General features: G+C 44.2%; 17 protein-coding genes. 10 read left to right on the top strand and 7 right to left on the bottom strand.

Going from position 1 to position 24,615, the window contains the following annotated elements; all coding sequences use genetic code 11:
* From AC1DCV_RS30345 to AC1DCV_RS30325, 5 genes are all read right to left on the bottom strand, one after another.
* Positions 1-714 (bottom strand): EcsC family protein, encoded by a 714-nt coding sequence (locus tag AC1DCV_RS30345; protein ID WP_477026677.1) that lies wholly within the window; start codon positions 712-714, stop codon positions 1-3.
* A 63-nt stretch (positions 715-777) separates the two neighbouring features.
* Complete coding sequence (locus AC1DCV_RS30340; RefSeq protein WP_477026676.1) at positions 778-1,596, bottom strand: hypothetical protein; 819 nt, start codon at positions 1,594-1,596, stop codon at positions 778-780.
* 21 nt (positions 1,597-1,617) lie between these two features.
* Positions 1,618-4,959: a TonB-dependent receptor gene (locus AC1DCV_RS30335; protein WP_477026675.1), complete on the bottom strand. Its 3,342-nt coding sequence runs from the start codon at positions 4,957-4,959 to the stop codon at positions 1,618-1,620.
* 79 nt (positions 4,960-5,038) lie between these two features.
* The gene (locus AC1DCV_RS30330) at positions 5,039-6,022 is read right to left on the bottom strand and encodes a FecR family protein (protein ID WP_477026674.1); all 984 of its coding nucleotides are present in this window, start codon (positions 6,020-6,022) and stop codon (positions 5,039-5,041) included.
* Positions 6,023-6,102: 80 nt separating this feature from the next.
* Positions 6,103-6,732, bottom strand: coding sequence for an RNA polymerase sigma factor (locus tag AC1DCV_RS30325; protein WP_477026673.1), 630 nt, complete (start codon positions 6,730-6,732; stop codon positions 6,103-6,105).
* 313 nt (positions 6,733-7,045) lie between these two features.
* On the opposite strand from AC1DCV_RS30325, the gene AC1DCV_RS30320 reads away from it, so the two are divergent.
* The 6 genes from AC1DCV_RS30320 (at position 7,046) to AC1DCV_RS30295 (ending at position 18,156) form a co-directional block, all read left to right on the top strand.
* Positions 7,046-7,600, top strand: a complete 555-nt coding sequence (locus tag AC1DCV_RS30320) for an RNA polymerase sigma factor (protein ID WP_477026672.1) — start codon at positions 7,046-7,048, stop codon at positions 7,598-7,600.
* A 68-nt stretch (positions 7,601-7,668) separates the two neighbouring features.
* Positions 7,669-8,736: a FecR family protein gene (locus tag AC1DCV_RS30315; RefSeq protein ID WP_477026671.1), complete on the top strand. Its 1,068-nt coding sequence runs from the start codon at positions 7,669-7,671 to the stop codon at positions 8,734-8,736.
* 142 nt (positions 8,737-8,878) lie between these two features.
* Positions 8,879-12,283, top strand: coding sequence for a SusC/RagA family TonB-linked outer membrane protein (locus AC1DCV_RS30310; protein ID WP_477026670.1), 3,405 nt, complete (start codon positions 8,879-8,881; stop codon positions 12,281-12,283).
* Between the two features lie 10 nt (positions 12,284-12,293).
* Positions 12,294-14,243, top strand: a complete 1,950-nt coding sequence (locus AC1DCV_RS30305; protein WP_477026669.1) for a RagB/SusD family nutrient uptake outer membrane protein — start codon at positions 12,294-12,296, stop codon at positions 14,241-14,243.
* 20 nt (positions 14,244-14,263) lie between these two features.
* Positions 14,264-15,427: a DUF1735 domain-containing protein gene (locus AC1DCV_RS30300; RefSeq protein ID WP_477026668.1), complete on the top strand. Its 1,164-nt coding sequence runs from the start codon at positions 14,264-14,266 to the stop codon at positions 15,425-15,427.
* 47 nt (positions 15,428-15,474) lie between these two features.
* The gene (locus AC1DCV_RS30295; RefSeq protein ID WP_477026667.1) at positions 15,475-18,156 is read left to right on the top strand and encodes a GH116 family glycosyl hydrolase; all 2,682 of its coding nucleotides are present in this window, start codon (positions 15,475-15,477) and stop codon (positions 18,154-18,156) included.
* A gap of 105 nt (positions 18,157-18,261) precedes the next feature.
* Here AC1DCV_RS30295 and AC1DCV_RS30290 read toward each other — a convergent pair whose 3' ends face one another.
* The gene (locus AC1DCV_RS30290) at positions 18,262-19,158 is read right to left on the bottom strand and encodes a DMT family transporter (protein WP_477026666.1); all 897 of its coding nucleotides are present in this window, start codon (positions 19,156-19,158) and stop codon (positions 18,262-18,264) included.
* Between the two features lie 22 nt (positions 19,159-19,180).
* Between AC1DCV_RS30290 and AC1DCV_RS30285 the strand changes: the two genes are divergently transcribed.
* The 4 genes from AC1DCV_RS30285 (at position 19,181) to AC1DCV_RS30270 (ending at position 24,041) form a co-directional block, all read left to right on the top strand.
* Positions 19,181-20,671, top strand: a complete 1,491-nt coding sequence (locus tag AC1DCV_RS30285) for an aminotransferase-like domain-containing protein (RefSeq protein ID WP_477026665.1) — start codon at positions 19,181-19,183, stop codon at positions 20,669-20,671.
* A 57-nt stretch (positions 20,672-20,728) separates the two neighbouring features.
* Positions 20,729-21,268, top strand: coding sequence for a dihydrofolate reductase family protein (locus AC1DCV_RS30280; protein WP_477026664.1), 540 nt, complete (start codon positions 20,729-20,731; stop codon positions 21,266-21,268).
* A 179-nt stretch (positions 21,269-21,447) separates the two neighbouring features.
* Positions 21,448-22,962, top strand: coding sequence for a hypothetical protein (locus AC1DCV_RS30275; RefSeq protein WP_477026663.1), 1,515 nt, complete (start codon positions 21,448-21,450; stop codon positions 22,960-22,962).
* Between the two features lie 269 nt (positions 22,963-23,231).
* Positions 23,232-24,041 carry a DUF4274 domain-containing protein gene (locus tag AC1DCV_RS30270; RefSeq protein WP_477026662.1) on the top strand — a complete coding sequence of 270 codons (810 nt, stop codon included), beginning with the start codon at positions 23,232-23,234 and terminating at the stop codon, positions 24,039-24,041.
* A gap of 14 nt (positions 24,042-24,055) precedes the next feature.
* Here the strand turns inward: AC1DCV_RS30270 and AC1DCV_RS30265 are convergent, their stop codons facing one another.
* Positions 24,056-24,556 (bottom strand): N-acetyltransferase family protein, encoded by a 501-nt coding sequence (locus AC1DCV_RS30265; RefSeq protein WP_477026661.1) that lies wholly within the window; start codon positions 24,554-24,556, stop codon positions 24,056-24,058.
* Positions 24,557-24,615: the final 59 nt, after the last annotated feature.

The following is a 24,615-nucleotide window of genomic DNA, read 5'->3' as shown; positions in this document are numbered from 1 at the left end:
TCAATCTAAAATCCGCATCCTGTAGGCGTTCATGGCGGTAACGCCGAGCTTCGTGATGAGCCGGTAATTCACCACCACGCCTACGGCTGCACCCACAAAGGGGAGTAACTGACCCAGCTTGGCCAGGTCTATATGATCACGGTACTCCATCTGGAAACGTTGCCAGTCGAAACGATGAATATCCTCCGGTAGCTGGCTGCTTTTTTCTTTCCAGTTCTCCACATTTTCAAACACATTACGGCGATGCTCCTGGCTGCTGAAGGCCAACTGGAAAATATAGAGGATGTACAACCGCTCTTTATAATCTTTTACATCAAAACCATAAAAGGTAGCGATGTCAAAAAGCAGTTTCAGTTTCATGCCAAGCAGTATCGGGAAGTCCGCCAGGCCCAGTAAGATCCCACCGGCACCGGTAATGCCACCCTCCGCAGCGGCCGTCTTACGGTAAAAATCCACCCGGCGCAGTACTGCTTCTTCCATATCATACAACGAAGCAAAAACAGGCTGGTCAGGTACAGTATAGGTAGATCCGAACAATACACCACGTACCATTTGTTTGATAGTAACGGTAATGGCATGATGCACCTTCTGTGGAATAATGCGGTTAATACGCGACTGCACTGAAGTAGACAGCCTGTCCACCAAAGATGGCTGCCACTGCATTTTATGCTGCCAGATCTCCAGCTCCACTTTCATCCGTTGTTCGTATAACATAATTGAAAATTACAAAAAAGCCTTTAAATACAGCGATTTAAAGGCTTTTCTGTAATTGCTATCTTAATGACTGAAAATATCTACCAGGTTCTTCTGCGGTCCCAACTGTATAGCTGCCCCTCTTGTTACCCAACCGACAAATATGCTTTGTACCTTCCCTTCTGTTGTCCACGCATTAGGTAATTCCACTGTAATTTCGTTGTCCTCCCCTCTCTCAGGTAAGTAGTAAGCACTACTGCCGGCCTTTCTGACACGTACAAAAGGCTGAAATTCGGATGCCGGATGATGTTTGGGTAATTCCGGGATTTGCTTTATTTCTACATAATCAGACCACTTCCCCGGCTTAATGTTTTTTGCCAGCGGGATGAAAGTGGTATCCACCAATACTAACGGGTTGGCAAGGCTCTCGTCAAAATAATATTCCACAAGCTCTATCACAACGTCTACTGCAGCGGCATCCTTCGGAAAGTCGAAATAAAAATTGGCCAGATATGTACTTCCGGAAGGAGCGGGATAAGTATAAGTGTTATTCATTTTTGTGCCATCAAAATAGAATCTGGCCACCTTACTGGTGTCATCGCTGATGTTGAATTTTTGTTGATAGACGGTTTCACCATTACTTTTCCTTCTAAGCTCCATGGTAACCTCATTTTTCTCGAAAGCAATTTTACTTACCTCATTGCTCAAACTCACACTCCCATATAACTCACGCACTTTTACGCCATCAAAATACTGTTCAAGCGCATCTCCCAATATAAATCCATCCATGCTGAGTGGTTTGAATTCCAGTACAGGCTTTACGATCAGCTCACCTTCCTTTGCACAGGAAGTGATTAGAAATAATGGTATTACCAGGTAAAATATGTTCAATCTTCTTTTCATGATTTTTTTTGTTTTGGAGAACTAAAAATTATAAGAAAGGGAGAAGCTGAAAGTGCGGCCTATATAGCGGGTCAAAGTTTTGCGATCTCCAATTTGTTTATTTGTTTTTTCATCTACATACCCTTCCTCAAACTTTTCAGAGAAGCCTTCCTTATACTGATATGCATCGTTCCATTCTGCAAACACGGGAGGTCTGTCGGGTTTGTATTCAAAGGTTGAATTGTCATTGATAAAGAAGCGATGGGGAGCGTCCATCAGGTTACTCATATTGAGCTTGGCCTCCATTTTCCCTTTCAGTAATTTGTAACTTACCTGGGCATCCATCTGGCCCCGGGGTCTTTCATACTCTATAAAATCAGGATCGCTGCCGGTAACAAAAGTTTTGTATCCCATGTAATTATATACCAGGTTTAAGCCAAGGCGTTTGCCGGCATATTGTATACCTGCATTATACAGTATGGGCACCTGTCCGTATAGGGCGCGGGGGTATTTAAGATAAGAGTAAACAACAGAATCCGTTCCATTCCGATCTGAAAATACCATTTTATTCCTGGCTCTTACCTGCGATTTTTGCAAGGTGAGATTGCCGCTTAAGTAAATATTCTCAAGAAAATTTGAACCCGCATAAATAAACCCTAGATTCTTCCTCAGTTCAAATTCCCATCCTTTTACTTTTGCCCAGTCAGAATTAGTAATAAGAATATCAGGCTTCCCGGTATTCGCCTGGTCATACGCGTAATATTCTGCTGGTTTATCGAAGTATTTGTAAAAATATCMGGCAGATATTATTTCTCCGGATCCGGGAAACCATTCCACTTTGACATCATAGTTTTTAATAACGGTGCTTATCACGCCTCTGCTTCTCAAAATGGTACCATAAGAAGGATTATAACGGGAAAACCTTGAGTTTTCCATTAAGCCGGGTCGCACCACGCTCTCTGCATAAGAGGCCCGCACATTCAGGTTCTTAACCGGAGTGTAGGTAATATTAACTGAAGGGAGGAAGTAGGTTCTTACAGAGTCATCCAGGTACAATTTGAAGTTCCTGTCTTCTGCCCTGCTGGCGCCATTTTTCATAGTATCCAACTTGAAATAATCTGCCCGTACACCCCATACTATCCGCAGGTTAGGTAACAGTTTACTGTCGAACATCACGAATGCACCTTTGTTGATACTTTTTCCTTCAAAAGAGTTCAGTGAATAATCTCCGGGGAAATAAAACAGGTCTTTTGCAGGATGTTCCATGCTCATATAATCTCCCCATTGCTGTATCGGGATGGTGGAATACGGATTATCAAGTCCATATTTAGTGACAATAGGCAATACTATCCAGTTGTACCAGGCATGTTTATCCAGGTAATTAAAGCCTGTTTTAATTGTATGCGTTGTTTTTCCCAGCTTTACATCTATCGCTGCACTAATGTCGCCTGCCAGGTTTCGTTCTTTGTAACTATATTGATCCCGGTGTAGTGTTCCCCATCCCGGATCGGAAGCCTGACCTGGTGCATATTCAAACAACGGGGTTTTATTAGCAAGTTCTCTCCCCCCCAATGCTGCGGAAACAGCGTCCTGTTCTAACGTTTTTAAATGGGTACGGGAAATATTCCACGCTATTTTTACGCGGCCTGCCTGGTGGCTCCCACTTAGTTTGTTTTGTAACAGATCGCTGAACTTGGGCTGGTCATCTTCCTGTATGAAGGGGAACTTATTGCTATCTTCATTTTTAGGTTCTTCGTAGCTCCAGCCTTTTATGCGGCTAAACCTGTCATCGAATATATGTGTGTATAAATTGTAGGTGCTGATCTGATGCTTCTCCGTTTTAAATCCTCCATTCAGCAACATACCGATCGTAGTATTAAAACCGGACATATTGCCGGTATTAACGTCCGATACATCCCCAACGATGGTAGGTCGGCGGCTCCAGCTACCTCTTCTCATATCAGCAATGTAATCATTGGTTTGCGTGTTCCGGTAACTAAGGGAACCTACGAAACCCAGGTTCCGTTCTTTCGTTTTGCTCAATGAATAAGCTCTGCCCAGGCTGAACTGGTAATTTTGTGAAGGCATTGCTTTATAAGTGCGGGTACCTAGTCTTTCAGTACCACCAATACGTTTGTTTTGTTCACCTATCTGCGGAGATTTTATTTGATTCTGAGATTCCGGTCTCTGCGGATTATATTTATTACTCAGATCGAACAATCCATCCGGAAAGTGATTTCTGCTGCCGTCATTATACCCCAGGTAATCGTATTTGCCACGTTGGTAACCGTAAAAATCTTTTCCGGTGGTGCGGGAATTTAATGATAGTCCACCGCTTACAGAGATGAAGTTGGATACAGGAATAGACTTGGTAGTGATTTGTACCAGGCCACCGGCAAATCCGTATAGCATATCCGGCGTGATGGATTTAGCCACTACTATATTCTCTACCAGGTTACTGGGAATCAGGTTAAATTCAAAATCACGTTCCTGCACATCGGTGCTGGGCAAAGTACTTCCATCCAGTAAAGCCACATTGTACCTTTCTGCAATGCCACGTACCACCACTTTCCTGTTGTCTGTAGTGCTTACACCCGTGATGCGTTTTAACGTTTCACCAATATGTTTATCGGGAGTGGCGGCTATCTGCTCTGCACTGATGCCATCTGAAAGCGAGGCCGCATTTTTTTGGCGGGTAAAAAGAGAAGCAATACTTTCTTTTTTCGCTGAAGCCTTTACTACTACTGCAGATAGCTGTCCCTTCTGTCTTTTCATGGTGGCGTTGAGTTCAAAGGTCTGATGATCATTTACATCAATTCCACTCACTTCTTTGGCACCATAGCCCATATAACTGATGTTGGCGGTATAAGTTCCTTCTGGAAGAACAACCAGGAACGCACCATTGATGTCTGTAAAAGCACCTTGATCACCAATACGAATAGTGACACCTTCAATGGGCTGCCCGTTTTCTGCATCAATGATTCTTCCGCTTACTTTTCCCGGTGCTTTTTTAGGAAGGGGGGCCTGGGGCTGTGCAATAATAACCACTGATTCTCCGGTCAGCTTCCAGCTAAAAGGCACTCCTGTTAATGTTTTTTGTAACACCTCTTTCAAAGTGGCATTAGAAAAATTCGCCGCCGGCACCTTCATTCCCGCTGTTTCATTTTCATCAAAAGCAATAGTAATACCGGTTTGATGCTGTATTTCCTTTAATCTTTGTGTTAATGAGGAAGCAGGAAAACTGGTAGTATTTTTCTTATCCAATACTCCCTGGGCATAGCTTTGCAGGCAGGTGAGCAACAGTAACATGCTTACTAGTAATAGTTTTGTTGTGGTGCATCCCGCCCTTCGTTCGCCATGACGGTGCCTGTCTTTTTTTTGCATACTTTTACAATTGTTTAAATGGAATAATAGCCATCTCCCAATGGCTGTTTTGCTGTCCCGCTCTAACGGGACAGCTTTTTTAATGAATGATAACGGTATCTTTTTTAATCGTATAGTGTGTATTATATAACGTGCATATAGTTTCCAGTACACGCTCCTTCGAAGCATTCTGCGGAAAATTGGCAGTAAAAGCGGCTTGCTGTATTCGTTTGTTGTTACTATTGATAATGATATTATACTGTAGTCTCATGCGCAGTACCAGTTCATCAAAGACTGCGTTGTCAAGTACAAAACGGTTATTCCACCAGCCATTTTGGGAGGATACATTTCTTTCAGTGGTGGAAAAACTACCATTAACCGGGTGATAGTCCAACTGCATGTTACGGGTAAGTGTATCCAGTATACTGCCGGAAAGTCCTACCTGTACTTTCCCTTCTGCTACAGCTATTTGTACCTGTTGCAGTTCCCGATAAGCACGGATATTGAATGCAGTTCCAAGTACCCTGGTTTGCAGGGAATCAACATGGATAATAAAAGGAGTCGAAGGATCTTTTGCGACTTTAAAATAGGCTTCTCCTTCCGCTAACCATACTTCACGCAGGTGTTCTCTCCCGGCCATTTTCCTGATGCTCAGAACAGAGCCATTATTCAACCATACTTCTGTGCCATCCGGAAGTTGCAGGTACTTGCGTACGCCCCGCCCCGTGGAAAACGTATCCATCTCTACAGACAATTGTCTGGTGTTTCGTAAGGGCATTAACCATTGCAGTGTGGCCCAAAGGCTCAGACCAACCACCATTGCCGCTGCACTGTAACGGATTATAAGCCACAAACGATTTGCACCGGGTGCAGGTACATTCCATTCCGGGGATTGCTCCAATCCTAAACCCGTMACCATTTTTTTCCAGGTGTCGGCTTTAGTTTTCCGGACATGCTTTTGGTTCATCCAAAAGGGACGGCGGGTATTGCCGGTGGCATCATACCAACGGTTCACCAGCTCCTGTTCCTGGTCATCCGACTGATGCTGCTGATAACGTCTGAAAATTTGCTGAAAGAAATTCATAATAGTACACCTCTTGTACTATTACTGGCAAAAAGGAAGTTTTATACTTCTGATTCGTGTTACCAAATTGTAAACACTTTTTATAACCCCAACACTACGATCGCTGCTGCCATAAAAATGGAATGCGTATCAGGAGAAGCATCGTTGTAAAAGTGGGTGACGCAATTTTTAAGCCGGCGGATCGCCTGTGATAACAGGTTACGTACGGTTTGCTCCGACAACGACAAATGCCGGGCTATTTCAGCAACAGAATGATCCTGCTGACGACTTAATTGAATCACTTTTTGCATATTCACCGGCATGGAAGCGATTTCACGGTCGATAGCGGCTTGTAGTTCTTTGGAAATTAATCCTTCCAACACATGGTGTTCCTGCAAAGTAAGGAACTGACCCAGTGCATGGTAACAAATCTCCTGTTTGCGGGTAAAGGCCAGCACGTCAATGACCCTATATTTAAGCAGGGTAAAGAGATAAGGTTCCAGCGAACCATTTTTAGTGGACAGCTGCTGCTTTTTTATCCAGATGCTCTCCATAATGTCCTGCACAATATCCTGCACTTCAGCTACATTCCCCAAACGCTTACCAGCACCTTCATACAAAGGTTCCCAATATCGTTCATAGAGGACGGCAAATGCACGTTCATTACCCAACCGCATTAAGTGTAGTAATTCTTCGTCCGTTAAAGATAACAGTGCATCAGGTAGAAACATAGGTACTGCAGTAAAACTGATTGAAGCGGCAAAGGTAATCCGGTTGTATTAACTTAACGTTAATACACCTGCAACATGACAACTAAAAATGCATCGCATCATCCCGAAACAAGTATTCTATGCTGGTATTATTTTGACTTTTGCTTCCCGGATTTTGCTCAAATCTTGGTAAATCAATGGGTATGGCCTTAATTTAATTCTGATGAAATAGTCCGGCTAAGCGCTTTTGGGAAGATGCTCACGTTATTTCTTAATATTCCATATGCTTTATTATTATTCAACCTTTTGCCTGTAAAGCAGTGACCAAAACCTTATGAAAGGAGGATCTGAAGCCAGACTTTTATTCCAGCAACTACAAAACACCGGTGGAGAGATTGTTCTCGTGAAACTGCACAACCTGTACTTTGGCAGGATATTCAAGCTGATTCACTCATTGGTGAAACAACGCGAATCCGCTGAAGAATTGGCCAGTGATGTATTTGTGCAATTGTGGCAACGCCGGGAAAAATTGTCTGAAGTCATCAATCCGGAAGTGTATTTATATGTGATTGCCCGGAATAAAGCCTTCACCTTTCTGAAACAGCAATTGAACCTCACCGAGCCGCTGGAAAATATCGAAGATTTTCGGCTGGAAGTAGCCCGATCCCCGGAAGAACTACTTATTTCTTCGGAAATGCTCAACAGGATTAATGCCGCCATCAACCAGCTCCCTCCCAAATGCAAACTTATTTTTATGCTGGTCAAAGAGCAATCGTTCAAGTACCGCGATGTAGCTGAAATATTAAATATCTCCCCTAAAACTGTGGAAACCCAGATGGGCATTGCCTTAAAGAGACTAAGCAAGGCCTTTACTTTCTCCACCACATAATTTTTTTTATTCCCTTTAAGGGTAAGTGGCAGTTTTACCACTCCTTCTAATAAACGACCGCCATTTACATGGATAGAATTTGGGAATTACTCGCTAAAAAGTTTAATCACGAAATCTCTGATCAGGAGATGAAAGAACTGGAGGACCTGCTAAAGAAACATCAGCAGGAATTCCAGCAAAGCGAAGTCCTGAACGCTGTTTTCAACCTGGAAGTCATTACAGGCGAAGATCCTTCCATGGTAGAGCGGAGCGAGATGCGCCTCCGAAACGCCCTCGGCGAATCCTTGTCAGATAATACTGCTGCGGCACCTCAGACATGGAGCATCAAAAAGCACCTCAGGCGCTATTCAAAGATGTACATAGCCGCTACGCTCAATCTGGCTGCCGTCACCTTCCTGTACCTAGTACTAAGTCATGATACCGGCAACACCTTCCGCAATAAAATCAATACAGAACGTGGCGCTAAAACTACGGTTCATTTACCGGATGGTTCTGTTGTTATCTTAAACTCAGGTAGCCGGCTTAGCTACGACAAAGATTTTGGTGTAAAAAACAGGCTGATCAACCTGGAAGGAGAAGCATATTTTGACGTCAGGAAAAACCCGTCTATGCCGATGATTGTTGCTACTGCAGCAGTAGAAGTCAAAGTACTGGGAACAACCTTTAACGTAAAAGCCTATGCAGAAGATTCTATGGTGGAAGCTTCGCTATTTACCGGCACCATTCAGCTGACCACGGAAAAAGATCCGGAAAGAGTGATCCTTCTCCGGCCACGGGAAAAAGTAACCATCAATCAAAAACAAAACACATACACGGCACCCGCTACGGCGAAAGAAACACACAGTGAAACCGTATCATTACAACACATGTCCTTCAATCGCATCGACAGCAGCTTCGATGAAATGGCCTGGCTAAAAAATAAACTGGTATTCCGCTCCGCCAGATTCCAGGATGTTGCCAACGAGCTGCAAAGAAAATTTAACGTATCCATTTATTTTAGTGATACTGTATTCCAGAACATACGCATCAACGGAACATTCTCAGATGAATCGATTCAGGAGATCATTCCTGCATTACAACAAACTATTCCATTTCATTATACAAGTTCGGGTAATAAAATTTATATCAGCCAATAGATCACTGCTGTAGGTAATCATACAGCGCAAAGACTAACATTTAAACTACAACTACTTTTCATAAAAGAGATATTGTGGACGTCATAACGTCCACTGGTACCTGCTTTTGCCTGGAATCTTCATTTTATAAACCAAAATTTACATGAACGTGAAAAAATGCTGCAAGCTACTACTGTATCTTACCATCATACTATGCCTGAGCCCATGCCTTGGGGCGTATTCACAACAGGTGAGCATTCCTGCTGGTAAAAAACCGATCAGGGAAGTACTTGAATACATTGAAAAAACCACACCATACAGATTTCTTTATACGGAAGATCCAATGTTCGACCGGCTTGCTGCAAACTATGACGGTAAAGGAGCCGACATCTCCACCGTATTAGTTGCCATTCTGAAAGAAACGGATATCTCCTTCCGCGTCAATTCAAATAAACTGGTAACGCTCCATACACCACGTTCTGCGCTGCTGGCAGTAAGAGATACCACAGGAGCAAACATTACAATTTCAGGTACCATTGGAAATCTTCAGCAACAACCATTAAGCAGTGTCAGTATTTATCTGAAAGCAAATCCGCTGGTAGGAACGGTTTCCGATAAAAATGGGTACTTTATTCTCAGTAATATTCCAAGATATTCCACACTGGTAGTATCATCTGTAGGATATAAATCCCAGGAGATTGATATCAAAACAATCCCAAATGGTAGCCTGCGCAAATTCCCCATTTTAATGGAATCGGAAAGTCTTACCAAAGACGAAGTTGTGGTAACAGCCATGGGCGTGCAAAAGAAAGTCAGCGTGGTAGGCGCCATTACTACTGTCAATCCCAGCGAATTAAAAGGACCTACCCGTTCTCTTACCACACAACTCGCGGGCAGAGTAGCAGGCGTCACATTTGTACAACAATCAGGACAACCGGGGCAAGACGGCGCCTCATTCATCATCAGGGGCATCAACTCTGTTACCGGTAATACGGCGCCACTGGTATTGATTGATGGGCTGAGGAGAAATATTGATGATGTAGATCCAAACGACATCGCAACTTTTTCGATATTGAAAGATGCATCCGCCACGGCAGTGTATGGACTGGAAGGATCCAACGGTATCATCGTCATCACTACTAAAACCGGTAAAATCGCCTCACGGCCCACCATCCGTGTTTCTGCTTCCCACTCCGTTAACAACGCATCCTATAAACCTCAATGGATAGATGCACCTACTTATGCAAAGATGAAGAACGAGGCCCTTGTGGTACGGGGTAAGCGTCCCTATTATTCTGATGCAGAAATTGCAAAATTTTCTGACAGCGACATGGATTTCTATCCGAATGTAGACTGGTATAAAACCATGGTGAAGCAGAACAACCCTTCCACCAAAGCCAACTTTAACATCAGCGGTGGTGGCAACGCCGTAACGTATTACATGTCGGGTGGCTTTTACAACGAGAAAGGCATGTTCAACAGTACAAGTGCATCTAACGCTAACTACAATCAGTTCAACTTCCGCTCTAACCTGAAGGCAGATCTTACCTCCACCACAACGCTGGGGATTGGATTCGATGGCCGGTACAACACCACCACAGAGCCCGGCCAGGGTGTAGACAGGTTGCTCGACATCATGAATATGATTAATCCCACATTATTCCCTGCAGAATATTCCAATGGTACTGCACCGGAAGAACCGATCGGGATTGTTAACCCATATTCACTGCTGAACAAAACCGGTTTCATTAAGCGGTACGCCAACTACATGTCTACCAACTTAAACCTGACACAGAAACTGGACTGGATTACCAAGGGACTATTTCTCAACGGCATTGCCTCTTTTACAAAAAGCAATTTCTACGCTCACCAGTATATCAAAGACTATCAGCGTAACGCGCCGGATTTTGCGAACAGCTACATGGGCTCCGGCAGAGATGAAAAAGGTAACCTCGTTACCATCAACAAAACGCCGGATCTCGATGATAAAATGCGCTTCAATTACATATCTCCCACCGGCAACCGGGTGATAGAACTGCAGGGTAGTCTGAATTATGTTCAAACGTTTTTTAAAGACCTGTCGGTAACAGGGTTACTATTATACAAACAACGCGAATTTCTCACAGATGCTCCCGACGGAAGTGGCGCCACATTGCTGATCAATGCGCTGCCTGCACGTGAGCAATCTGTTGCAGGAAGATTAACATTAGGCTGGGCCAACAAATATTTCACAGATGTCAACTTCGGTGCCTCCGGCTCACAGATGTTTACACCGGATAAACGATGGTCTACTTTTCCTTCCATCGGATTCGGCTGGGTACCTTCATCTGAAAAATTCTGGAGCGGCATTTCAGAAGTGGTGGACTTCCTCAAGTTCAGGGTATCGTATGGCACGGTAGGTGCCCCCGGATCCGCCACCCGCTTCGGTTACATGGCTACCACAGGTCCCGTTCGTGGTTACACTTTCGGATTCGGACAGGCGGCAGGCAGTGGCACTTACATCCCTGGTCTAGGAGAATCGAGGCTGGAGCAATTGAACCTCACCTGGGAACGTAACCAGAAACTGAACTTAGGTGCAGAGATAGGTTTTTTCAGAGAAGTAAAACTGGTGATCGATGCCTACCAATATGTGAACAACGATCAGCTCATCGATCTTAACCGGTTGCCAGCCACACTGGGCCTCCCCGCCGCTCCAAAGGCTAATCTGGGCAGAACAAAATCAAGGGGTATTGACTTCGATCTCACCTATACCAAATCATGGAATAATTTCAAGATCAATTATATCAAAGGAATTATCAGCTACAATACAAATACCATCCTGGAAAACGGACAACTGGATCCCAAAGTGGCCTATCAGAGCGGTATCGGTCTCGACTGGGGACGCGACCTGAATTATATCGCGTTAGGACTGTTTAAAGACCAGAAAGATATTGATAACAGTCCGGTGCAAACCTGGAACAAGGTGATGCCCGGCGACATCAAATACAAAGATATCGATGGTGATGGTGTGATCACACCGAACGACAGGATCTGGACCGGGAATATATATCCGAAATGGAGCTACTCGCTGGCCATCGACCTGCGATACAAAAAATGGACGTTCGCCACCCGCGTCATTGGCAAGTTAAACATGTACAGAAGCATCAGCGGAGGAAGAATTCCATTCAATCCCTATAACTCCGGAGGGAATGAAAATGGCGCCGTTTACATGGCAGCTGTCAAAAATCACTGGACACCAGCTTCTTATTCCGGCAATGCCGCTACTGAAAATTTTGATGCCACCTATCCACGACTGGGTTTCGGTACCGACAACCAGAACAACGCCCAAACTTCCACCTTCTGGTTAAGAGAAGCATCTTACCTCAGAATCGCAGATGCTGAATTAGGTTACAACTGGACACCCAGATCGAAAAAATCACCGTTCAGAAGTATTTACTACTATGGAAGATGCGACAATGTGATCACCTTCTCCAAATTTAAGGACTGGAATCCCGAGCAATATTCATCGTATGCCTATCCCTTAAAAAGAACCATATCGCTGGGATTGGAAATTGGATTTGACCTTTAAAAAGACGTTCATGAAAAATAGTATATCAAAATTACTTGTAGTCCTGTTATTCCTCCTTCCATCTTTCAGTTGTCATTACCTGGAAGCAGATGAATATCTGCACGAAGTAAATAATCTCAACAACATCTGGACGCAGCGAATAGATATCCGTAAAGCCTGGGCAGCCTGTTATGGCAATATCCCCAACTATACCGATATGATTAATTCGTGGCCGTTTAATACCAACTACGATGAAGGCCATGCGGGACTGGATAATTACTCCAATCTCATCTTTGCTCAGGGCAAATTCAGTTCCGATAATACTATCTATAGCTTCTGGGGAAGTTATTACAGAGCTATCCGAACCTGTAATCTTTTCCTGGAGAATTACCACAAAGCAAGCGACAAACTGCTGGTAACGGGCGAAGTGGAAGGATATGCCGCCGATGCCAGGTTCCTGCGCGCATTTTACTACTCACAAATGCTGGAGTTGTATGGGCCTTTCCCCATTGTCAGCAAAACAGTGGATTACTCCAACACAGAACAGTTGCCCACTAACAGAAATACTGAGGAAGAATGTGTCAACTTCATTGTGTCAGAACTGGACTCCTGTATTAAACTGTTGCCGGTGAAAGAAGATGTGCTTACTTCTGAAATGGGCCGACCCTCCCGTGAAGCTGCCATGGCCATCAAAGCCAGGGTATTGTTATGGGATGCCAGTCCGCTCGTCAATGGTAACCCGGATTACAGCAACTTCAAGGATCCCAAAGGGAAAGCATACTTCTCTACTACCACTGACCTGCTGAAATGGAAGAAAGCAGCCGATGCCGCCAAAGCAATTATTGACCTGGGAAAATTCGAGCTGTACACCGTTCCTGCCAACAGCGGTAATATTACCGTTCCTCTTGGCAACTTCCCCGGAAACAATGTAGCATGGCCTAATGGACCTGCCGGTATTGATCCCTATCGCTCCTTTAAAGGATTGTTTAGTGGTGGCAAATCATACTGGAATAAAGAAGCGATCTGGATGGTTAACTTACCCGACCAAACCTTCAATCTTTCTATTCTTGGATTCCCAAGGAATTATAACAACGGCGAGGGCGCGCAATATACAGCCAGGGTATCCGCTACACAGAAGCTGGTAGATGCCTTCTTCATGAACAATGGTGCTACTATTGATGAGGAAAACAGGAAATTGTATAACGACATCGGCGTTGCTGAAAGCGGTGATAATTTGTATATCACCGGGTCTGGTAAAGATGCCAATACCCCCATCATTACCGGCTTTAATCTGTCAAATACAAATGCGAAAGTGCCTAACCGTTGCCTCAACCGGGAAGCGCGGTTTTATGCTACCATTGGATTTATCGGACGCGGATACCAACAGAATAATGGCACCCTGTACTACGCCGATTACAAAGCCAATGCGCTGGATGGCTTCCTCCAATCAGACAGGCCTTCTACCCGATCCGGTTATCCTATCGTAAAATGGGTATCGGATGATGACCAGAAAGCAGGTGGCAGCTATGATAAACCTTATCATGTAGTCCGTCTGGCTGAAATCTATCTTTCCTACGCAGAAGCACTGAACGAATTCACTCCCGGAGATGCAGATGTAATAAAATACCTGAACCTGGTAAGGTTCCGCGCCGGATTGCCGGGATATGCTCCTGCCAGCCGCGAAGTGATGCGGGAACGGATTAAGCGGGAAAGGTATGTAGAACTTGCATTTGAAGCGAAACGGTATTTTGATTCCCGCCGTTGGAAGGATGCAGGTAAAACAACCCGCGACTCCTGGGGCAATAGTCTGGGTATGAGCGGACTTGTTTACGGATGCAATTTTATGGCTGCAGATGGCAGCTTCTACGACAGGGCGGTAATCGATGGATATGTCTTCAGGCCCAAAAATTATTTTTTACCCATTCCTTTCCAGGAGGTGGCAAACTATTGGGGTACACTTTCACAAAATCCGGGATGGTAGGTCATTTAAAATCAGATATCATGAAACGCACTTATAGTATATTTTTCATCACACTTGCTATTACAGCATTAGGCAGCTGTGGTAAACCAGACTACGAAAACAAAGAGTTCTACCGGCAGGAAGCCTACATCATTTCTGCTGCGTCCACATCCGCTACAGAAAGGGAAATATCCGATCTGCCGGCACATACCTTTGTAGATACTTTAAAATATAAAAATGCCCAGTATGATTCAGATACCATCATTGATACAAAAACTTTTGTTGCACAGGTAAAATTTAAAGTGGGTATTGGCGGGTCTTTGCCTGCCTCGCAGGATTACCAGATTGTCGTTGATTTTGACCAGGAAATATTGGAAGACTATAATATCCTCAAAAATACAACGAAGAAAATTCCGGATCCTTCCGCCTACACCTCCAACGTTCTTTATAACGAAAAAGAAAAAGGCTTTGTAGTCGACATCAAAAAAGGGACTTCTTCAGCCTCCCTGATTTTTGATGTACCCATCGAAAGAGCGAAAATGAAAGACTATGAGGACTTTGCCTTTCCATTGAAGATAGTGCGCGCCGACAAGATACCACTGAGCAGACAATATACGCAGTTCATGATTGCAGGTCTCCTGGTTACACAAGACAAAACCGTTAACTGGTCAGGATTTCCAATTCCTAAAATTCCTATGGGAAGATACTTCTCCGTACAGCTGGCCAGTAATGTGGCAGAGAACAATCCGGATGGAAGAACCAGGAAATATAAATTCATTACGCCGATGAGCATCACGGATGACCCCCTGCTCAAAGATAAATACATCATCTGGGGCACAAGTGCCTGGAGCTTTGAGGTGTTCGGTTTACATGGCGCCGGCTGGATGTATAATGTGCTAAGTCTTGTTGACAAGGACTTCGGAATTTACAGGGTGGAACCTGTTCTCTCTGGTAATACCAACTTCCCCTCACAAACATTTGCGTATTCAACAGTGCAACAGGCAAGTGATGATAATTTTTATGATCCCCGGCTCAAAACCTTGACGGTCCATTATAAGAATGTAATCGGTCAGGATTATACAGATGTACTGACCTTTGAAAGCGCTGATTTCACACTGGATGTAGTACGTGGCGGACAATTCTCTCCGCTCAGCTGGGCCCAGGTAAAGAGTAAAGGATTTAATTACTGGCTACCTAAAGATTAATTACGAATGATGGAAGCCATATTGGCTTCCGCTAATATTTATACATTATGGAAAGGAGGCAATTTATTCGCCAAACAGGTCTGGTGGCTGCGGGCATATTCAGTCTGCGGTTATCCGGGCTGGCCGGGGACAAGAAAACGTATTCCGGTGTACTGCTGCCACAACACAATATTCCGGCAGACAAGCAACTCGATCCCTCCTGGGTTCGGACCCTTTATGAACGCGGCCAGCCTACGTTATATACCAAGGCGAAGAATGAGCTGCGTTACATCGGCATGCCCGCAGGTGGATTGCATACTGGTACGGTGTACCTCGGCGGCGATGGCCGCTTATGGCTCTGGAGCATCTTCAACGATGAACGGGAAGGCATTGATCCGAAAACAGTTCTCTGGAATGATGGTGTTTCTGAAAGACAGATCCACAACAGAGATGGCGCCAGCTACGTAGAGCCCGCACTGGCAGCCAATCACCGGGTGCTGGACCAGGGCTTTGCCATACTCGTGGAAACCGGGGGTAAAACGCAGGTACTTCAACTGAAGGAAGATGATTGGGAAGAAGTGAGTTTTGAAGCCACCTATCCGGTAGCCACTGTACGTTACCGACACCGCAGTTTTCCGGTGGAAGTAGCGCTGCGTGCAGGCGGCATTTTCATTCCACTGGATGCGGATAACAGCGGTATGCCCGCTACCGTATTCGATATCAGTATAAAGAATATTTCCGGACAACCTGTTGTTGCCGCGGTTGCTGGTTGGTTAGAAAATGGCGCCAGGAAAATCACCGCAAAAAAAGGCGAAGGCGAAAAGTTGAATACCGCATATAACGGCATAGGTTATACGAAGATTCTTTCCTCCTTCCAACCTGTTGATGAAACAGTTGACCGCCCGGACCACGGCAGCACCTGCATATTATACCTTGGCAACGGTGCCATCGCCAATACCAACGCAAGCCCCTGGCCGGTACAGGAGGGCTTCTTTACTGCGCACAACGAAAAGGCAACAGCGAAGGCAGAAGAAAAACTGGTCGCTTCCCTGGCAAGTCCCCAACAACAACTCGCTGCAGACCAAACATTACAGGCGCAATTTGTATTGACCTGGCATTTTAACCATCCGCTAAAGAGAGTAGGAAAACTGAAAGAAGCTGCTGCCGGTTATCATTACGCCAGCCGCTTCGCTGATGCTGCGGCCGTAGCAGATTACATTGCACCTCAATTTAAAATACTCTGGGGGCATACACTACGCTGGCATGAAACCTATTATGACGCTACCCTTCCCTATTGGTTCCTGGAGCGTACATTCCTGAATATCGGCACACTCGCTACCGCCAATACCTACCGTTTTGCGAATGGTCGCTTCTGGGGATGGGAAGGCGTTAATGCCTGCGAAGGTACCTGCACACATGTGTGGCAATATGCACAGGCAATGGGCCGCATATTCCCTTCACTGGAAAGCGATACGCGACAACGCACCGATCTCGGTATCGCCATGCAGGAAGATGGCGGCATCATTTTCCGCGCCGAATATGAATCCCGCCCCGCCATTGACGGGCAGGCCGGCACCATCCTCCGGATCTACCGCGAACACCAGATGAGCGCGAACGATCAGTTTCTTCGCCAAAACTGGACGCAGATAAAAAAAGCCGTGAGCTTTATGCTGGCACAGGATAAAAATGGTGATGGCATGACGGATACCCCAATGGAAAATACACTCGATGCAGTATGGGAAGGAGAAATCGCCTGGATCGTTGGTCTTTGTATCGCTGCCGCCCGCGCCGGAGAATATATGGCCAGGGAAATGAAAGATAACGACTTCGCCACACGCTGTAAGGAATACGTAACAAAAGGATGCAGCAACATGTCAAAGCATCTTTTCAACGGCGAATATTTTATTCACCGTCCCGATCAGATACAGGGCCGGACAAAACTGGGCTCCTATAACACTTGCCATATTGACCAGGTATACGGACAAAGCTGGGCGTTCCAGGCTGGACTCGGCAGACTATGGGACCAGGAGCAGACACGCACAGCACTGCGTTCCTTATGGAAATATAATTTTACCACAGATGTAGGCCCGTATATCAAAACGCACCTTGGCGGCCGGCCTTATGCATTGGAAGGAGAAGGTGGCATGATCATGAATTCGAACCCCCACAACGAACCAAAACCATATGGAGAAAATGCTTCCTGGCAGTTGGGATATTTCCATGAGTGCATGTCAGGATTCGAACACCAGGTGGCCAGTCATATGATGGCAGAAGAAATGACAGATGAAGCACTGGTACTCACTCATGCTATCCACGACCGCTACCATGCCGCTAAACGAAATCCTTTTAATGAAATAGAATGCAGTGACCACTATGCACGTGCTATGGCCAGTTACGGCACATTCATCACCGCATGTGGTTTTGAATATCATGGTCCAAAAGGCTACCTGCGATTTGCCCCTGCCTGGGGAAGAGCGCAATTCAAAGCACCTTTCACTGCGGCAGAAGGCTGGGGCACCTTTCAGCAACAGGCAGATAAAAATGGTACCCGTTGTAGTATTACGCTGCGTTATGGGTCATTACAGCTTAAAACACTGAGTCTCGCTGCCATGGGTACTACCCTCACCGCTACGCTTGCCGGAAAGAAGCTCAAAGCCTCACTACAATCATCCGGCAAAGACATCAGCATCGTCTTCTCCCAACCTATACGTTTGCAGGAAGGAGAAACCTTAGAAATTCAACTCGTATGATCACGATAAATATAATTAACACGCCATTGTTTCTTTGTACTTCTCTCCCGGGAGCCAGCAGCGCGAAAGCGCTGCCAGGCCCCGGCAAAAGCGATATTATTGCTGTTACCTCGCAAATTTCTTTGATCCGGCCACACATAGAATAACACCCACCGTAACACCCAGCATCCCAATGCTTACCTGTTCATGTAGTAAAGTAGCCGCCAGCGTCAATCCAAAAAATGGTTGCAATAGTTGTAACTGGCTCACCGCAGCAATGCCACCCTGTACCAGCCCCCGATACCAGAATACAAAACCAATCAACATACTGAATACAGAAATATATCCCATGCAAATCCAGACCGGCACACCAATTCCAGCGAACGACAATGGAAGAAAGTAGTACGTTAATGGAGCCATAAAAGGCAACGACAGTACCAATGCCCAGCAGATCACCTGCCATCCTCCCAATGTTTTTGAAAGCTTTGCGCCTTCTGCATAGCCAAGGCCCGCCAGGATAACAGCCATCAACATCAGGATATCACCAACAGGCGATGCGGAAAGCCCCTGGGCAATCGCGTAACCAATAACAAGCAGACTTCCTAAAATGGAAAACAACCAGAATGCCGGACGAGGACGTTCTCCTCCACGTATTACCCCAAATATGGCGGTGCAAAGTGGTAACATCCCGAGAAACACGATGGAATGTGCAGATGTTACATATCGAAGCGCCAGCGCTGTCAGTAGCGGGAACCCCACTACTACTCCCATTGCCACTGTAACCAGGGGAAAAATTTGTCCCCTGCCTGGTCGCTTTTCTTTTAAAATCAATAGCATGCAAAGCGCAATCAAGCCAGCAATAGCAGCCCGGGCTACTGTTACAAATACCGGAGAGAGTACAAGTACCGCCATTCTTGTAGCTGGCAGAGAACCACTGAATATCAGTACCCCGATGAATCCATTTATCCAACCACTACGACTGTTTCCCGTTGATTTATCCGGGAATGATTGATGCCTGCCCATTATGTTGTGATGCCTTTAATCTATGCAAAAGAAGCTCAAAAGACCCAATAAGCACAGTCCCAGTTTTATGTATTTCGATGGACACAGTTATATTTGCAACATGGGTAAAGATTTCCTGTATAATGAAATAGCAAACGGAATTGCCGGCCAGATCAGAAGAGGTGTTTTAAAATCCGGTGACAGGCTACCTTCTGTAAGAATGCTATGTGACAAACATGCTATCAGCATGAACACCGCAAAGAGAGTATTCCAGGAACTGGAAGCGCAATCACTTATTGAAGCAAAACCGCAGTCAGGCTATTTTGTAAGCCGGCTACCTTACCTGAAACTGCCCCTCCCGGAAGTCAGCCGGCCATCATCATCAGCTAACAACAACGAACCGGATGAACTAATCAGTAAGGTGTATGCCAATATGGGAAACAATGACCTCACCCTTTTTTCCGTCGGAGTTGCCTCCGGAGATTTGCTCCCCCTCGCAAAATTGAAAAAAGAAATCATACAGGCAACACGGGAGCTCAGAGATGGCGGCACTGCGTATGAACCTTTGCAGGGCAATGCAAAATTGCGGAGAATGATTGCCGTCCGCTCCCTGACATGGGGAGGTAACCTCCATGAAAACGATCTGGTCACTACCAACGGAGGAATGAATGCACTCTCTTTTTGCCTGATGGCAGTGGGCAAGCCGGGAGATACCATTGCAGTAGAAAGTCCTGCCTATCCCGGCACACTCCGGCTGGCCGTAAGCCTCGGATTTAAAGTACTGGAATTACCTACACACCCGATTACAGGTATAGAGATAGATGCCTTAAAAAAAGCGATTCCAAAAATCAATCTTTGCCTGTTGGTCCCAAACTTCAATACTCCGCTGGGTGGGTGCATTCCAGACGAAAATAAAAAAGAGATCGTTGCACTTTTATCGAAACATAATATTCCGCTCATTGAAGATGATATATATGGCGACCTCTATTTCGGTCCGCTACGTCCCAAATGCTGCAAATCATTTGACGAAGAAGGAAATGTTTTATGGTGCAGTTCTATCTCCAAAACCCTGGCACCAGGCTATCGTGTAGGATGGGCAGCTCCCGGCAAATACAAGGAAAAACTGCTGAAACTAAAACTGATGCATTCCATATCCTCCCCTTCTATTATGCAGGAAGCAGTGGCTAATTTCCTGGCAACGGGCAAGTATGACAATCATCTCCGTCATCTTCGGCGAACTTTACAGGACAATTATCAAAATTATGTTCACGCAATAGCTCAGTATTTTCCGGAAGGAACCAAAACAAGCAGACCTCAGGGCGGCCTTTCTATATGGGTAGAATTTAACAAGGGAATTGATACGGCAGAACTGTACGATCTGGCCATTAAACAACGTATCAGCATTTCACCCGGACGAATGTTTACCCTGCAAAATCAATTTGAGAATTGCATGCGACTCTGCATCGGTTTACCCTGGTCAACAGAAATAAAGTCGAAATTAAAACAACTTGGAAACCTGGTGAAGATGCTTTGATTTTTTTATAAATAATTTGATCAGCGAAAGATATCTTTACTTTTATAAAACCCGGATATGAGACGAATAATTTTAGACCTCGCTACCACCCTTGACGGATTTATCGAAGGACCCAACGGCGAAATTGATTGGTGCATCATGGATGATGATATGGACCTGGAAGGATTCATTGAAACAGTTGATACTATATTCTATGGGAGAATAAGCTACGATGCATGGGGCAATTTCAAACCAGATGCAAACGCAGGTGAAACAGAAAAAGCGATTTGGAATGGTGTTCATTCAAAGAGAAAAATTGTTTTTTCCAGCCAGCACAGACAAGATAACAACACTGAATTCATCAGCACAGATATTATCAATAGCATTCATAACATCAGGCAACAGGCAGGAAAAGATATCTGGCTGTATGGCGGCGCCAGGTTGATTGAAACATTCATCCATTTTGATCTGATTGACATTTACAGGATATCTGTACATCCTGTTGCCCTGGGAAAAGGAAAACCATTATTTGAAAACCTGCAAGATCGGCTTCAGCTGAAATTAACTGCAACAAATGTATTTAAGTCCGGCGTGGTACAGCTTATTTATGAAAAATAAGCGGTGGTGATTTCAGAATGCAGATAGAAAATGAAAAAAACCTCCTAATAACACAAATGCTTTAGCAGCAATTATTGTGTAAAATTCTCTAATCCTTTATACCCTCTCACGCAAATTCTCTGCGTAACGATCCTCTATTTTAGTGTTGCATTATTGCGCATAATATAAACCTCAAAAAAATGATTATTAACACTGTTAAAAACGACCTGAAAGTCACCATTGGTAGTCCGGGAAATCTCCTCGTAAATGTCCTTGGGTTTGCCGCACCTGGAGACGGAGGAGGAGGTGATTTTTATTGGGATGATCAAAGTACCGTTACCGGTGATGATTACAATATTATACAACCTGCAGCCGGAGCTGGCAGGTGGATAAGAATAAATCCGGAAGTAGCGGGCGATGATACTGGTGGCCTACGAATTTGTTTTGTACAAGGAATAGCGTCATATGCAGAATTTATAAAAATCAGGAACGCAGGATTTAACTGTTTATTACATTATAAATATCTTGCTCCGGGAGCAGGCATGACCAGACTAGATCTTTGCAACCTCGCTCTTTCCGCCGGCCTGCGCATGATAATTAATCTTGCACCCTATAGTGGCACTGATTTAGAAAATATAATAATTGAAATTGATAGCCATCCGGCAGTAATAGGATACTACCTTTTTGATGAACCGGATGGCAAAAACGTTTCAATAAGCACACAGGAAGTAAAAATTAACCTTTGTCGCGGGAAAACTACAAAACGATTATTTACATCGATGATGGCAGAAAATCAATTAATTCCACTTGTCAGCCAAAAATTCGATGTTTACCTGCTTTCTATTTACTACCTGATATCCGGTTCCTTTACCTTATATGGCGGTGGTGGAGATATGAAAACATATAACTACAATAGAATGGGAACACAGGTAGCACTATATAAAGAAATATATGCGGGGAAAACTATCATTCCGATTTCAACCTCATTTTTTTCCCATGATGGCAGCTACGGGTATCCAAATCAAAATGCGAAGGAATTAATAGAATGGCAAAAGAAATTCTATTCCTATTTTAGCGAAGATAATTCTGTTGCTTCCTTTATATGGGATTCAGGGGGAGATGTTGATGCGGGTATGAATAGCAATAGTATTCTGAGAGATTATGCCGTTGAAATAAATAATGACGCGATAAGGAATCTGAGAGGCAAAAGCCAGACATTCATTTATATGACCAATAGACCGTCGGATCTGAATGCCAATGAATTACCAAGAAAAAAAGACGGAACAAATGATGCTATTAACGATGACATTAGCTATTATTCTATCATTAATGTTGGTAATGCTCTTGATGAAAGGCGACAAACATTCGGAACACAAGGCATTGCAGTGAGAAAAAACGGAGGAACAATTGCTTATAGATGCCCTCAGGTAAATAAGATCAGGCTTGTTGGTATTTATCACAATTATGGAGACAACACCACTGCTACTTTTCAGTTGCTTACATCCGAGGCAGACTACTACTATTTTGATGCAACTACTAATAACATACAAGTTCTGGCAACGGCTTCCAATATCCCAAATCTATCCACTATAGAGCTATGGGGAATAAGTAATTCCAATAGCAATTTTAAATCATTTGGAATACGGTTTACGCCCAGCACCTCTTATCCAAATTTTTTCAAATTCCTCCAGAATACTTATATACTTGGATTCTAAATAACAACATGATAAATATTTAAAAGCAGGAGCCTTCCAATCACGGGATTTAAAGGTTCCTGCTTTTCGTGAATTTTTACGATGCGAATCCGATTATTCACCTAAATAGGATCTATAGATCCTGATCACCCGGCCTATGAACGGCCTTATACTGACATTATTAACAAAAGAGAATGTGATTTACCCCCTGCATCATCCTATCTTCCTATCAATGTAACGCATATACGTATATTTGCACATTCATGCACCGCTAACCCAATCAAACTGGTATGAGTAGCTTATCACCGACCCGGAAACAATTTATTGACGAAAATTTCTATGAGGGAATTGGGAATCAAATCAGTAAAGAAAAATTCAACCAGCTTACAACACCGGAAGAGCTTCACTACTTGGCGGAACAGCATAACTGGGATGATGGCGTGGACGTGCTGCAGTGGGTGGCTGAAAGTGAACAATGCAGCGAAGCAACTGCCTTAATGCTTTTCTGGTTGGCACAACCGCGCGAGTTTACCAAATATAAATTAACGTTCACATTTGGAAATATACACGAAAATCAGGTGTTCCTATTAATCAAAACAATCCTCGAAAACTTCACAAAGGGTGTTTACAGGCAGACTGATATTCATTTTGATCCGGTAACGGTCAACGGATTCCCTGCACTTCAGGTACCTGCATTCATGAGGCTGGCGACAAAAGGCGAAGAAACTTATATTTACTACGAGAAGAAGGAAGTAGATAGCTGGTTGCTTCAGCAGTTAGAAAATAAGATTAAACGATGCGATAATACTTTAGAACTTTTCAATATTGCATCATTCATTAAAACCCCCGACAAAGCAAAATTAATACTTAACAGCCGGCTATGTGACAAAGGAATTGCCGTAATGCTTTTTTGGAAACTTATGACCTACGCTTATATGTGGTATGAAACAAGCGATCTGCTCACAGAAATTAGTGAAAAAGTAAACGCCAATGAGTACCCCGAAGTATTAAGCTATGACCCAACAACAGATACCCAAATTACGATGAATGTCCCTAAACCCAAATGGGCAATACCTGAAATGATGACACGCCCGGTTTAAGCCAGCGTGTCAGCCTAGCCTAACACTTTCTCATAAGCCTTTCGGGCAGCGCCCCTGAAATATACTTCACCACAATAAGTATAATTCAGCTTCTCCAATATTCGTAGCATGGGAACATTATCAAAATTGGTATCTACTTTAATACTATACACATGTTGCTCCATGCTCAAAGTTTCTATCATTTCAAATAGCTTTGTAGCAATACCTTTCCCCTTTGCCAGGCCCGATGTAGCTACCCGGTGTACTACAACATAATCACCATCTGTCAGCCATTTCCCTTCAATATCCTGGTAGGCGGGTTCTATATCAAAAATAATAGCTGCATAGGCGACAATCGCGTTATTATCAACAACCACATAACCGTAGCCGTTTTTTATATCGTCTCTTACAGTTTGTTCATTAGGGTAACCATCCTGCCATTGCTTACTGCCGTCTTCCTTTCTTTGCGCTATTGCCTGTTGTAAAATCTCCCAGATAACAGGAACTTCTGAAATGTCTGCCTTTCTTAAAATCATTTACCAAGATTTGGGTGATTTCTTAAGAAATCACCGTGTGAAGATGTAAAGGTATAAAT

This window comes from Chitinophaga sp. 10T418, assembly GCF_056394125.1.
The sequence above is the reverse complement of the archived record's forward strand: the minus strand, read 5'-3'. Positions and strand labels throughout refer to the sequence as shown.